Raw genomic sequence first — 13136 nt, 5'->3', positions numbered from 1 at the left:
GCGTTTCCAGGACTGCGCCCCCTACCTTCTGGTAGGGGGCGCAGTCGCTTGTTGAGACCCCGTCGGGCGACAACTCGCCTCAGATGGCACAATCGGTGCATGGAACGCGACAGCCAACTCAAGCTTTACGGCCAAGTCGCCGACCGATTGAAGGAAGCGCACACAAGAGTGCGCACACTGCAAGTCCCGGAGGGCGTAAGGATGGCGCTGTCCCGGAAGCTGTTGGTCATCACGGCCGCGGCTAAGCACGATCTCCCGGATGCGGCAAGGCGTCTGGACCGGTTGATGAAGGACCTCGATGAGGGCCGATTCCCCGAAGGTGACTGACTCTGCGGAACTACGCAGCGGTCGACTTCGTTGCGGCACTAGGGTGATTAGCCCGTTTCGTGTTTGATTTGCGGTATATATCTACCTAACGTGCGAAAACGCTTGAACACTTTCGTTCTGGCAATGTCTCCGAAGGGGAAGACGTGAACAAGGCGCAGCTCGTAGAAGCGATTGCCGACAAGGTCGGCGGCCGTCAGCAGGCCGCAGACGCCGTCGATGCGGTGCTCGACGCGATCGTCCGTGCGGTTGTCGCGGGGGACCGTGTATCGGTCACCGGCTTCGGCTCGTTCGAGAAGGTCGACCGCCCCGCCCGCTACGCCCGCAACCCGCAGACGGGTGAGCGGGTGCGGGTCAAGAAGACCTCGGTGCCCCGTTTCCGCGCGGGACAGGGCTTCAAGGACCTGGTGAGCGGCTCGAAGAAGCTCCCCAAGCACGATGTGGCCGTGAAGAAGGCGCCCAAGGGCAGCCTCACGGGCGGTGCCGGCCGTGCGACGACCAAGGCCGCCGCCAAGAAGGCCGCCGCGAAGAAGGCCGTGGCGAAGAAGGCCGTGGTGAAGAAGGCCGTGGCGAAGAAGGCCGTGACCGCGGCGAAGACCACCGCCGCCAAGAAGGCCGCCGCGAAGAAGACCACCGCGGCAGCCAAGAAGACCACGGCGGCGGCCAAGAAGACCACGGCCGCCAAGAAGACCGCGCCCGCCAAGAAGGCCGTGGCGAAGAAGGCGCCCGCAAAGAAGACCACGGCGCGCAAGACCACGGCGAAGAAGGCCACTGCACGGAAGAAGTGAGGCCGAGCAACGCAGGGCTGCTCACACGCGCCGGGCCGGGTTCCCCTCGGGGAGCCCGGCCCGCGGGCTGATCCGGGCGGTGCGCGCGGAGCCGTTCAGGCCGTCCGCGGGGTCATCAGGGTTCAGAGCGTCTGCAGAGTCACCAGGGTGATCCGCAGATCCGCACCTTCGCCGACGCCCTCGATCCGCACCCGCTGGCCCGGACGCAGCAGCCGCAGACCGCCGGCGTCGAAGGCCCGGGCGTCGAATTCCACCGGGGTGCCGTCGTCGAGCAGCACACTGCCGGTGCGGGTCTCGGGGTCGTACGTGTACGAGGTCGCCTGCATGAACGGCAGCCTATCGGTCCAGCGAGGGGACTCCCGCGGCCCAGCGTCCCGCCGTGTGCGGGCCGACGCCGAGGGCCAGCGCCGCCCGGAGATCGTCGCCGGTGTCCACGTCCTGGCGGACCGAATCGATGCCGGTCAGAGTGATTTCCACCGCTCCAGATTCCAGATGCCGGGCCCGGGAAGGGCCACCGAAAACCGGACGCAATTCCACTCCCGGTGCAGCCGAAAGAAATGTTGTACCGATTCCCGCCGCGTCGGTGACAAATGCGCGGGGAAATGCGGCGGAAAAAGCGAGCACTCTGGCCAATTCTCCGGGGCGCAGCGCGGGCAGATCCGCGTTGAGAGCGGCTACCGCCGCCCCGGGCCGCTGGGCCCGCACGGTCCGCTCACCGTGTGCCAGGGCGGCGTTGAGCCCGTCGTCCGGTTCGTCGGGGGCGATGCGCGCCCCGAGGGCCGCCAGCGCGGCCCCGGCCTCCGTGTCGTCCGTGACGACCACCACATCCCGTACCGCCGGGCAGGACAGGGCGGCGGTCACGGTGTCCCGGGCGAAGGCGAGGGCCAGCCGCGGGCGCAGCGCGGCGCCCGCGGCCGGCGCGAGCCTGCTCTTGGCCCGCGCCAGGGGCTTCAACGGGACGACCAGGGTCCAAGGACCGGCCGGGGCGGTGTTCGTGGCGATCTCCCTCTCGATGGGCATCGCCGCTTATTCTCGCCTGCCGGTGCGAGAACCTGGAGGGTCGGTCCCGAAAGCGGGGCGTACGGTGTTCTCGACAGAGCAGGGGCCTGGGGCGAGACTTGACCGTCGGTAGCCAGGCAGCAGTCAGATCCGGACAGGCAGCAGTCAGGTCCTTACAGGAAGGTGTCCGAGTGTCCCGCCGCAGAATCGGCTTCTGGTACCGCCTGGCGGCGGTCATCGCAAAACCGCCGCTGGTGGTTCTGTTCAAGCGTGACTGGCGGGGAATGGAACACATTCCGGCCGACGGCGGATTCATCACTGCGGTCAATCACAACTCGTATCTGGACCCGCTCTCCTACGGTCACTTCCAGTACAACACCGGACGCGTGCCGCGACTTCTCGCGAAGGCGGGCCTCTTCAAGACCCCCTTCGTCGGAATGATGCTGCGCGGCACCAAACAGATCCCCGTGTACCGCGAGACGACCAATGCGCTGGACGCCTTCCGGGCCGCCGTCGACGCCATCGAGCGCGGTGAATGCGTCGCCTTCTACCCGGAGGGCACCCTCACCCGCGACCCCGACATGTGGCCGATGGCCGGCAAGACCGGTGCCGCCCGCGTCGCGTTGATGACGAAGGCCCCGGTCATCCCGGTCGCCCAGTGGGGCGCCAACCTGGTGATGCCGCCGTACGCCAAGGAGAACAAGCTCCGGCTCTTCCCCCGCAAGACCCTCCGGGTACAGGCCGGACCGCCCGTCGACCTGTCCCGGTTCTACGACAGGGAGCCGACGCCCGATCTCCTGCGCGAGGCGACCGAGGCCATCATGGCCGCGGTGACCGCGCAGCTGGAGACCGTACGGGGCGAGAAGGCCCCCGTGGAGCCGTACGACCACCGCAAGGCGCGTGCAGAACAGCGGCGCAAGGCCGAAGGAAAGGGATTCAAGTGACGCACCCCGCAAAGGCAGCCGTCTTCGGAACCGGCTCATGGGGTACGGCCTTCGGCATGGTTCTCGCCGACGCCGGCTGCGACGTCACCCTCTGGGGCCGCCGCGCCGAAGTCGCCGAGGCCATCAACACGACCCGTACCAACCCGGACTATCTGCCGGGAATTGAACTTCCCACGTCGATCCGGGCCACCACCGACGCCGCCGAGGCGCTGCACGGCGCCGACTTCGCCGTGCTCGTGGTGCCCTCGCAGACACTGCGCGCCAACCTCGTCGACTGGGCCCCGCACCTTGGCTCCGACACCGTCCTCGTCTCCATGATGAAGGGCGTCGAACTCGGCACCGCGAAGCGGATGAGCGAGGTCATCGAGGACGTCACCAAGGTCTCCGCGGACCGCGTCGCCGTCATCACCGGCCCCAACCTGGCCAAGGAGATCGCCGAACGCCGCCCCGCCGCGGCCGTTGTCGCCTGCCAGGACGAGTTCGTGGCCCAGCGCCTCCAGACCGCCTGCCACACCCCGTACTTCCGCCCGTACACCAACACCGATGTGGTCGGCTGCGAGCTCGGCGGCGCGGTCAAGAACGTCATCGGTCTCGCCGTCGGCATCGCCGACGGCATGGGTCTGGGCGACAACGCCAAGGGCTCGCTCATCACCCGGGGTCTCGCCGAGACGACTCGCCTCGGCCTCGCCATGGGCGCCGACCCGCTGACTTTCTCCGGACTCGCGGGCCTCGGCGACCTGGTGGCGACCTGCTCCTCGCCGCTCTCGCGCAACCACACCTTCGGCACCAACCTCGGCCGCGGAATGACGCTCCAGGAGACGATCGCCGTCACCAAGCAGACCGCCGAGGGCGTCAAGTCCTGTGAGTCGGTGCTCGATCTGGCGCGCAGGCACGGCGTCGACATGCCCATCACCGAGACGGTCGTCGGCATCGTCCACGAGGGCAAGCCGCCGATGGTCGCGCTGGGCGAGCTGATGTCGCGCAGCGCGAAGCCCGAGCGGCGCTGACGACAGGCCCTGGGGCCTGTCGGGGCGGTGAGTGTTCGCGGTCACCGCCCCAGCGGGTCCGGCCACGCTGACCGGAGTGGTACCAGCAGGTACGCTCAACGCGATATGAGCAGCGAGAACCTCCCCCAGAGCCCGGAGCAGCAGCTCCGCAAGCCGCGCGTGGCCGTCGTGTTCGGCGGCCGCAGCTCCGAACACGGCATCTCGGTCGTCACGGCCGGTGCCGTCCTGAACGCCATCGACCGGACCAAGTACGACGTCCTGCCGATCGGCATCACGACGGACGGCCGCTGGGCGCTCACCGCAGACGAGCCCGAACGCATGGCCATCACGGACCGGAAGATGCCGGACGTGGCCCAGCTGGCCGAGTCCACCGAGGGCGGCGTGGTGCTCTCCGTCGACCCCGGCATCCGTGAAGTGGTGTACAGCGAGCCCGGCTCGGTCCCCAAGGCGCTCGGCGAGGTCGACGTCGTCTTTCCCGTGCTGCACGGTCCGTACGGCGAGGACGGCACCCTTCAGGGGCTCCTGGAGCTCTCCGGCGTGCCGTACGTGGGCGCCGGTGTGCTCGCCTCGGCGGTCGGCCAGGACAAGGAGTACATGAAGAGGGTCTTCACCTCGTTCGGGCTGCCGGTCGGCCCGTACGTCGTGGTTCGCCCCCGCGAATGGGACACGGACCCTTCCGCTGTCCGCAAGCGCATCGTGGACTTCGCCGGTGACCACGGCTGGCCGCTCTTCATCAAGCCCGCCCGGGCCGGCTCGTCGATCGGCATCACCAAGGTCGACAACCTGTCCGGTCTCGACGAGGCGATCGAGGAAGCCCGCCGCCACGATCCCAAGTTCCTGGTCGAGTCGCTGCTGCGGGGCCGCGAGATCGAGTGCGGGGTGCTGGAGTTCGAGGACGGCCCGCGCGCCAGCGTGCCCGCCGAGATCCCGCCGGTGACCTCGCACGACTTCTACGACTTCGAGGCCAAGTACATCGACGCGGCCTCCGGGATCGTGCCCGCACCGCTCACCGAGGAGCAGACGGCCGAGGTCCAGCGGCTGGCGGTCGACGCCTTCGAGGCCGCGTCCTGCGAGGGCCTGGTGCGCGCCGACTTCTTCCTCACCGAGGACGGCGGCTTCGTGATCAACGAGATCAACACCCTGCCGGGCTTCACCCCGATCTCCATGTACCCGCGGATGTGGCAGGAGAGCGGTGTGAGCTACCAGGAGCTGGTGGACCGGCTGATCCAGGCCGCGTTGAACCGGTCGACCGGCCTGCGCTGAGAAGACGGGACCCGCGCCGCAGGGTGTGCGCTCCCGGGCGGGAGCGCACTCCCTACAGGCTGCTGGGAATCGTCTTCCGGACGGCCGGGCCGAACGCGGCCAACGGGCTCGCGTCATGCGCGTACGCCGTCGACAGACTCACCTCCACGTACGCCTTGCGGTAGGTCGTCGTAAAACGCGGACCGGCGTCTTCCGGTTGCTCCAGCAGCCAGTTGACGCCGTCCGCCTCGACTCCCTTCGCCGAGGGGTCGTCCATCTTCGCGGGCCGGGGGACACCGCAGCGCAGTACGATCGCTCCGTCCCCCCAAGCGGCGGTCAGTTCGGAATCCGGCCCGGTGTCACCGCGGTCAAGTCCGGCAACGGTCTGCGGCAGTTCCTTGTCCAGTGCACGGCAGTAGGCTGCGGCTTCCGGTGACGGCGTGGGAACCGTGATCGACGCCGCGGCGTCCGTTGAGGAGCAGCCCGCCACGGTCAGCAAAAGCGCGGCAATGGACGGACCGAGAAACAGGGGGCGGCGGAACCGGCGGCGCGAAGATGTCACCGGCCCAGCGTAGACGGGGACTACAGATGAACGACCGGGCAGGTCAGGGTTCGGGTGATGCCTTCCACTTGCTGGACCTTGGCGACCACCATGCGGCCGAGTTCATCGACTGTGTCGGCCTGTGCGCGCACGATCACGTCGTAGGGGCCGGTGACGTCCTCTGCCTGGATCACTCCCGGAATTTTGGCAATGGTCTCGGCGACGGTCGACGCCTTGCCCACCTCGGTCTGAATAAGGATGTACGCCTGTACCACGGAACCTCCAGGGCGGCCACGAGGATCATGTGGGAGAAAGGGACGCCACGGTATCGCGTTGCCGCGGGCCGCGGGGAGACCTACGGGGCGGTTGACGCCCACAGCGTGGCGTACACAAGACACAGGTTGACGTAACTCTTGACAGTACCGACAGCAGTGACGGCCCGCGACCGCAAGCGCAGCGGTGCGAAGGGGGGACGGGCGTGCCGATGGGAAACCGGTGCAGACTGCTCCCTGCGGCGGCGGCCGGTCCACGATCCGGACCCCCGGCCGCTGAAGCAGCCCGGATGATCGTCCGGGGCGATAGATGAGAGGTGAGACTCGGTGAAGGGAACCGTGGGCGAGTTGGGGGAGTTCGGGCTCATCAAGGAGCTGACTTCCCGGCTCACCACCACTCCGGCGGTACGGCTCGGCCCCGGCGACGACGCCGCGGTCGTGTCCGCTCCCGACCGCAGGGTCGTGGCCAGTACGGACATCCTGTTGGAGGGGCGGCACTTCCGTCGCGACTGGTCGACGGCGTACGACGTCGGCCGCAAGGCCGCCGCCCAGAACCTCGCCGACATCGCTGCCATGGGCGCCGTGCCCACCGCGCTGCTGCTCGGTCTGGTCGTCCCCGCCGAACTCCCGGTCACCTGGGCCGGCGAGCTGATGGACGGCATCCGTGACGAGTGTCAGGTCGCGGGTGCGGCCGTGGTCGGCGGCGATGTGGTGCGCGGCGAGACGATCACCGTCTCGATCACCGCGCTCGGCGATCTGCGCAACCACGAACCGGTCACCCGGTCCGGCGCCCAGCCCGGCGACGTCGTCGCCGTCACCGGCTGGCTCGGCTGGTCCGCCGCCGGATACGCCGTGCTCTCCCGCGGCTTCCGCTCGCCCCGCGCCTTCGTCGAGGCCCACCGGCGGCCCGAACCGCCGTACCACGCAGGCCCCGCGGCCGCCGGGCTCGGCGCCACCGCGATGACGGACGTCAGCGACGGACTCGTCGCCGACCTCGGGCACATCGCCGCGGCCAGCAAGGTCCGGATCGACCTGCGCTCCGGACTCATCGACATCCCCTCGCAGATGTCCGACATCGGGCAGGCCGTCGGCGTGGACCCGCTGCAGTGGGTGCTGACCGGGGGAGAGGACCACGCGATCGTCGCCACCTTCCCACCGGACGTGAAGCTGCCCGCCCGCTGGAAGGTCATCGGCGAGGTCCTCAACCCTTCGGCGCTGCCGCAGGTGACGGTCGACGGGGCGCCGTGGACCAGCAAGAGCGGCTGGGACCATTTCGGGGACATCGAGGACGCCCAGTAGATTTCGGCGTATGCCCTTCTCTGCTGCCGTACCCGCCCGAGTGCTCACCGTCGCCGGATCCGATTCCGGCGGCGGCGCGGGCATTCAGGCCGATCTGAAGACCATGCTGGCGCTCGGCGTGCATGGAATGAGTGTGCTGACCGCCGTCACGGCCCAGAACTCGCTGGGGGTGCAGGGCGCCTGGGAGCTGCCCGTCGAGGCCGTACGTGCCCAGTACCGCAGCGTGGTGGACGACATCGGTGTGCGCGCGGTGAAGACCGGCATGCTGTCGTCGGCCGCCCTCGTGGAGACCGTGGCCGAACTCCTCGCCGGCACCGACGCCCCGGTCGTCGTGGACCCTGTCGCGGTCTCCAAGCACGGAGACCCGCTGCTGGCCGCCGAGGCGCTCGATTCCGTACGGACGAAACTGCTGCCCGTCGCCACGGTCGCCACTCCGAACCTGGACGAGGTGACGCAACTCACCGGCGTCAGCGTCACGGACGAGGCCGGAATGCGGCAGGCCGCCACCGCGGTGCTGGACTTCGGACCGCGCTGGGCCGTCATCAAGGGCGGGCATCTGCCGGGCGAGCCCGTCGACCTGCTGACGGACGGCACCGAGGAACACTGGCTGCGCGCACCGAGGCACGACAACCGGCACACCCACGGCACCGGCTGCACACTCGCCTCGGCGATCGCCTGCGGACTGGCCCTGGGACAGGATGTACCCACGGCGGTACGGGGTGCGAAGGCGTACGTCGCCGGGGCGATCGCAGCGGGCTTCCCGCTGGGCGCCGGGATCGGCCCGGTCGACCACGGCTGGCGGACGCGCACCGCCTGAGCGCGCCGAAGCGCACAGCAAAAAGCCGGTCCACCGAAGTGGACCGGCTTTTTGGGCAACCGGAAGGCTGCGCTACGACGGGAACGTCAGCGCGCGACCTTGCCGGCCTTGATGCACGAGGTGCAGACGTTGAGCCGCTTCGGCGTCCGACCGACCACGGCACGCACGCGCTGGATGTTGGGATTCCAGCGACGGGACGTACGGCGGTGCGAGTGCGAAATGTTGTTGCCGAAGCCCGGCCCCTTGCCGCAGACGTCGCAGTTGGCAGCCACGGGTCACTCCAAAGACTTCAGGTGCACTTACAGTGAATTCCGGCGCGCCGGATTCATTTGACTGAAGTGGCGGTACCGGAGGAATGGCCCGACTCTCGCCGGGCAACCGAAGCAGCATACAACGGCTGCGTCGGCAGAACGAAACTACCATGGGTTTCGCCGCCCCCGTCCCGCCCCTGTTTCCGCCGGACCCCCTGTCCCCGCCGGACCCGGCACACGGGGACTACTCTGCGGTGCAGCCGGCCACCCACGGCCGATTTCGAGGAGGACCGACAGGTGCCGCAGACCGCCGACGACATGGGCGCCGTCGCGGTGCGTACCTGGTGCTCACTGGCCCTGGAGGCGCTGGGCCGGGAGCGCGAGGCGATCGACGCGATCAACGTCTACCCCGTCGCCGACGGGGACACCGGCACGAACCTCTATCTGACCGTGGAGTCCGCGACCCAGGCCGTCGAAGCGGTTTTCGCCGCACACGAGACCGGTACGACCCTGCCCGTCGCAGCCGACGCGGTACGGGCCATGGCGCACGGAGCACTGATCGGTGCCCGCGGAAACTCCGGCACGATCCTGGCCCAGCTGCTGCGCGGAATGGCAGAGGTACTGGCCGACGGGCATGACGCCGACCATCTGCGCCGTGCGCTCACCAGGGCCGCCACCGCCGCCCGGCAGGCCGTCGCCCACCCTGTCGAGGGCACCGTGCTCACGGTGGCCACCGCAGCCGCCGAGGCCGCCGGACGCACGGCGGACGCCGCCGAAACCACGGCGGTCGCGCGGGCGGCGTACGAGGGGGCGCGGACGGCCCTGGAAGCGACCCCCGGACAGCTCGCGGTCCTGGGACGGGCAGGCGTCGTGGACGCCGGGGGGCGGGGGCTGGTGACGGTCCTGGGGGCGCTCGTCGAAGCGGTCTCCGGGCAGGCGCCCGAGCGTACGGACGTGGCCGTGCCCGCGCCCTTCGTTCCCGTATTTCCCGTGCCGGAGGAATGCGTGGAAGGCGGACCGGCCTTCGAGGTCATCTACCTGCTGGAGGCCGCGGACGAGGCCGTGGACCGGTTGCGGACCCGGCTCGACGGGTTCGGCGACTCCCTTGTGGTGGTGGGCGGCGACGGGCTGTGGAACGTCCATGTGCATGTCGACGACGCCGGTGCGGCGGTGGAGGCCGGCGTCGAGGCGGGGCGGCCGTACCGCATCCGGATCACCCACTTCGGCGCGGACCGGGTGCACCCCCATACCGAGCCCGCGCAGCGCGCGGTCGTCGTGGTGGTCCCCGGCGACGGGCTCCGCGGCCTGTGCAAGGAGGCCGGGGCGACGACGGTCCTGGCGCGCCCCGGGGAGCCGCCCGCCAGCGGTGAACTGGTCGACGCGATCCGCCGGGCGCACGCCCGCGAGGTGGTTCTCCTGCCCAACGACGTGGAGCTTCGCCACACCGCCGCTGCCGCCGCCGAACAAGCCCGCGCGGAGGGAGTCAGGGTCGCGCTGATCCCGACCCGGGCCGCCGTCCAGGGCATCGCGGCCCTCGCCGTCCACGAACCCGACCGCAGCTTCGACGAGGACGTGGTGGCGATGACCGCCGCGGCCGGCGCCACCCGCTACGCCGAACTGGCCGTCGCCGAGCGGCAGTCCTGGACCATGGCGGGCATCTGCCAGGCCGGGGACATCCTGGGCCTGATCGACGGCGATGTCGCGGTCATCGGCGAGGACGTACCGGAAACGGCCCGGAACGTGCTGGACCGCATGCTGGCGGCGGGCGGCGAACTGGTCACCCTGGTCCTGGGCGAGGACGTCCCCGACAGCCTCGCGGACGCGCTGGAGGAGCACGTACGCGAGGGCTACCTGGCGGTCGACACGGTGGTGTACCGCGGCGGTCACCAGTGTGCTCCGCTGCTGATCGGGGTGGAGTAGGACGGCGCGCGGCCGACTCCGGGCCGTCCAGCGAACTGACCCGCCGGATCAGCGGATTGAGATGGTGCAGTACGAGCCGGGCGCGCGCCGCGCTGCCGCGCAGCGAGCCGGGAATGCCCGCCGACAGCCACGGCAGCATCGTGCGCGGCGTGGCGGTGGGAATACCTGTGCCTCGCCGGGCGAGGCACCTGCGACGGCGCGAGTCGGGCGATCCCGTGGAAGGTGATCGCGAGCCGGAAGCGTGGGAGCCGATCCTGGGGGTGTGGCGACAATTCTGACAGGGGATTCCGGCGTTCCGCGTGGTGCCCGCCGGACATCTGTCAGTGGTGTGGTGTGCAATGGATCGCGTGTCTGCGTTCGATGAACCCCTCAAGAAGCTGCTCGGCGGAGCCACCGCGAAGGTGATGGCCGACCACCTCGACCTGCACACGGTCGGTGATCTGCTGCATCACTACCCGCGGCGGTACGAGGAGCGCGGCCGGCTCACGGCGCTGGCCGACCTCCCGCTGGACGAGCATGTGACGGTGGTCGCGCAGGTCGCAGACGCCCGCGTCATGATGTTCAACAACGGCCGCGGCAAGCGCCTCGAAGTGACTCTCACCGATGGCAACGGCCGCCTCCAGCTGGTCTTCTTCGGCCACGGTGTCCACAAGCCGCACAAGGAGCTGCTGCCCGGCCGGCGGGCGATGTTCGCGGGCAAGGTCTCCGTCTTCAACCGGAAGATGCAGCTGGCCCACCCCACGTACCAGCTGCTGGACACCGAGTCCATCGACGGGGCCGACGCCACGGAAGCGGTGGACGCCTTCGCCGGGCGGCTGCTGCCGATCTACCCGGCCTGCAAGCAAATGGACTCGTGGCGGATCGCCAAGGCCGTCGACACCGTGCTGCCCAGCGCGCGTGAGGCCGTCGACCCGCTGCCGCCGAGCCTGCGCGAGGGCCGCGGATTCACCCCGCTCCCCGAAGCGCTGCTCAAGGTCCACCGCCCGCAGACGAAGGCAGACATCGCACAGGCCAGGGACCGGCTGAAATGGGACGAGGCCTTCGTCCTCCAGGTCGCGCTGGCCCGCCGCAGATACGCCGACACCCAACTCCCGGCCGTGGCCCGCAGACCCACGCCCGGCGGGCTGCTGGACACCTTCGACGCCAAGCTGCCCTTCACCCTCACCGAAGGACAGCAGAAGGTCTCCAAGGAGATCTTCGATGACCTGGCGACCGAGCACCCGATGCACCGGCTCCTCCAGGGCGAGGTGGGCAGCGGAAAGACCATGGTCGCGCTGCGCGCGATGCTCGGCGTCGTCGACGCGGGCGGGCAGGCCGCCATGCTCGCGCCCACCGAAGTGCTCGCCCAGCAGCACCACCGCTCCATCACCGAGATGATGGGCGAGCTGGCCGAGAACTGGGGACTGTGGCGCGAAGCGCCTGCTCAGGAGGGGCGGCGGTCGGGCGACGGGCAAGCGCTCGGTGGCTCCGAGCAGGGCACGAAGGTGGTACTGCTCACCGGCTCCATGGGGGTCGCGGCCCGCCGCCAGGCATTGCTCGACCTCGTCACCGGCGAGGCCGGGATCGTGATCGGCACGCATGCGCTGATCGAGGACAAGGTGCAGTTCCACGACCTGGGTCTGGTCGTGGTCGACGAACAGCACCGCTTCGGGGTGGAACAGCGCGATGCTCTTCGGTCCAAGGAGAACTCCCAGGGGGACAGGAGGCCGCCGCACCTGCTCGTCATGACCGCCACCCCCATCCCCCGTACGGTCGCCATGACCGTCTTCGGCGACCTGGAGACCTCCGTACTGGACCAGCTCCCGGCCGGCCGCTCACCGATCGCCAGCCATGTCGTACCCGCCAAGGACAAGCCGCACTTCCTCAGCCGCGCCTGGGAACGGGTCCGGGAAGAAGTGGAGAAAGGGCACCAGGCCTATGTGGTCTGTCCCCGCATCGGCGACGACGCCGAGGACGAGGCGGCGGGCAAGAAAAGTAAGAAGAAGGCGGCTGAGGACGACGGCGAGAAGCGCCCGCCGCTCGCCGTCCTGGACATCGCCGGACAGCTCGCCAAGGGCCCGCTCGCCGGTCTGCGCATCGAGGTGCTGCACGGCAGGATGAACCCCGACGACAAGGACGACGTGATGCGCCGCTTCGCCGCGGGCCAGGTCGACGTCCTCGTCGCCACCACCGTCATCGAGGTCGGGGTCAACGTCCCCAACGCCACCGCCATGGTGATCATGGACGCCGACCGGTTCGGGGTCTCCCAGCTGCACCAATTGCGCGGCCGGGTCGGCCGCGGCTCCGCCGCCGGACTCTGTCTGCTGGTCAGCGAGGCCCACGAGGCCAGCCCCGCGCGTGCCAGGCTCTCCGCCGTCGCCGCCACACTCGACGGCTTTGAGCTGTCCCGGATCGACCTCGAACAACGACGCGAGGGCGATGTCCTCGGCCAGGCCCAGTCCGGGGTCCGCTCCTCGTTGCGGATGCTCACCGTCATCGATGACGAGGAGGTCATCGTCGCCGCCCGCGAGGAGGCCGTGGCGATCGTCGCCACCGACCCGGAGCTGGAGCACCTGCCCGAGTTGCGGATCGCGCTGGACGCGCTGCTCGACAAGGAGCGCGAGGAGTACCTCGACAAGGGCTGACAAGGGCTGACAGGAGTGACCGGGGTCTACAAGGGACGACGGGTGCGCGGGCTCGATCCGTCACGACGCCATATCGTGGGTGGCATGGCGCCGCAGCACCCTGTGGGC

The 13136-nt window shown here is 69.7% G+C and carries 14 protein-coding genes; 9 read left to right on the top strand and 5 right to left on the bottom strand.

Annotated elements, in window-relative coordinates:
- The first annotated feature begins 99 nt into the window (after positions 1-99).
- Together ACZ3IC_RS04285 and ACZ3IC_RS04280 are read left to right on the top strand one after the other, a co-directional pair.
- Positions 100-327, top strand: coding sequence for an SCO5555 family protein (locus ACZ3IC_RS04285; RefSeq protein ID WP_093545158.1), 228 nt, complete (start codon positions 100-102; stop codon positions 325-327).
- Positions 328-470: 143 nt separating this feature from the next.
- A complete protein-coding gene (locus tag ACZ3IC_RS04280; protein WP_467412462.1) occupies positions 471-1112 on the top strand; it encodes an HU family DNA-binding protein in 642 nt (213 codons plus the stop codon).
- 122 nt (positions 1113-1234) lie between these two features.
- On the opposite strand, the gene ACZ3IC_RS04275 is transcribed toward ACZ3IC_RS04280, so the two are convergent.
- Together ACZ3IC_RS04275 and cofC are read right to left on the bottom strand one after the other, a co-directional pair.
- Positions 1235-1438, bottom strand: coding sequence for a hypothetical protein (locus ACZ3IC_RS04275; protein ID WP_467412460.1), 204 nt, complete (start codon positions 1436-1438; stop codon positions 1235-1237).
- Positions 1439-1448: 10 nt separating this feature from the next.
- Positions 1449-2132: a 2-phospho-L-lactate guanylyltransferase gene (gene cofC, locus ACZ3IC_RS04270; RefSeq protein ID WP_467412458.1), complete on the bottom strand. Its 684-nt coding sequence runs from the start codon at positions 2130-2132 to the stop codon at positions 1449-1451.
- A gap of 170 nt (positions 2133-2302) precedes the next feature.
- On the opposite strand from cofC, the gene ACZ3IC_RS04265 reads away from it, so the two are divergent.
- The 3 genes from ACZ3IC_RS04265 to ACZ3IC_RS04255 all read left to right on the top strand — a co-directional run bounded on the left by ACZ3IC_RS04265 (position 2303) and on the right by ACZ3IC_RS04255 (position 5325).
- On the top strand, positions 2303-3055 hold the full coding sequence (locus ACZ3IC_RS04265; protein ID WP_467412455.1) for a lysophospholipid acyltransferase family protein: 753 nt from the start codon (positions 2303-2305) through the stop codon (positions 3053-3055).
- Complete coding sequence (locus ACZ3IC_RS04260; protein ID WP_467412454.1) at positions 3052-4062, top strand: NAD(P)H-dependent glycerol-3-phosphate dehydrogenase; 1011 nt, start codon at positions 3052-3054, stop codon at positions 4060-4062. Before ACZ3IC_RS04265 ends, ACZ3IC_RS04260 begins: the two co-directional genes overlap by 4 nt.
- A gap of 105 nt (positions 4063-4167) precedes the next feature.
- Positions 4168-5325, top strand: a complete 1158-nt coding sequence (locus tag ACZ3IC_RS04255; protein ID WP_467412452.1) for a D-alanine--D-alanine ligase family protein — start codon at positions 4168-4170, stop codon at positions 5323-5325.
- A gap of 52 nt (positions 5326-5377) precedes the next feature.
- Here the strand turns inward: ACZ3IC_RS04255 and ACZ3IC_RS04250 are convergent, their stop codons facing one another.
- Together ACZ3IC_RS04250 and ACZ3IC_RS04245 are read right to left on the bottom strand one after the other, a co-directional pair.
- Positions 5378-5866, bottom strand: coding sequence for a DUF3515 domain-containing protein (locus tag ACZ3IC_RS04250; RefSeq protein ID WP_467412451.1), 489 nt, complete (start codon positions 5864-5866; stop codon positions 5378-5380).
- A 20-nt stretch (positions 5867-5886) separates the two neighbouring features.
- On the bottom strand, positions 5887-6120 hold the full coding sequence (locus ACZ3IC_RS04245) for an Lrp/AsnC family transcriptional regulator (RefSeq protein ID WP_327370084.1): 234 nt from the start codon (positions 6118-6120) through the stop codon (positions 5887-5889).
- Positions 6121-6444: 324 nt separating this feature from the next.
- On the opposite strand from ACZ3IC_RS04245, the gene ACZ3IC_RS04240 reads away from it, so the two are divergent.
- Positions 6445-7416 carry a thiamine-phosphate kinase gene (locus tag ACZ3IC_RS04240; RefSeq protein WP_467412448.1) on the top strand — a complete coding sequence of 324 codons (972 nt, stop codon included), beginning with the start codon at positions 6445-6447 and terminating at the stop codon, positions 7414-7416.
- A 10-nt stretch (positions 7417-7426) separates the two neighbouring features.
- Positions 7427-8233, top strand: coding sequence for a bifunctional hydroxymethylpyrimidine kinase/phosphomethylpyrimidine kinase (gene thiD, locus ACZ3IC_RS04235; RefSeq protein ID WP_467412446.1), 807 nt, complete (start codon positions 7427-7429; stop codon positions 8231-8233).
- A gap of 86 nt (positions 8234-8319) precedes the next feature.
- Here the strand turns inward: thiD and rpmB are convergent, their stop codons facing one another.
- On the bottom strand, positions 8320-8505 hold the full coding sequence (gene rpmB, locus ACZ3IC_RS04230) for a 50S ribosomal protein L28 (RefSeq protein WP_030928661.1): 186 nt from the start codon (positions 8503-8505) through the stop codon (positions 8320-8322).
- 276 nt (positions 8506-8781) lie between these two features.
- Here rpmB and ACZ3IC_RS04225 point away from each other — a divergent pair, with 276 nt between their 5' ends.
- Both ACZ3IC_RS04225 and recG read left to right on the top strand, forming a co-directional pair.
- Positions 8782-10404, top strand: a complete 1623-nt coding sequence (locus tag ACZ3IC_RS04225; protein ID WP_467412444.1) for a DAK2 domain-containing protein — start codon at positions 8782-8784, stop codon at positions 10402-10404.
- Positions 10405-10742: 338 nt separating this feature from the next.
- Complete coding sequence (recG, locus tag ACZ3IC_RS04220) at positions 10743-13028, top strand: ATP-dependent DNA helicase RecG (protein WP_467412441.1); 2286 nt, start codon at positions 10743-10745, stop codon at positions 13026-13028.
- The last annotated feature ends 108 nt before the right edge of the window (positions 13029-13136 follow it).

Source organism: Streptomyces sp. NPDC002958 (assembly GCF_055563255.1).
This window is presented reverse-complemented; position numbering and strand designations above follow the sequence as displayed.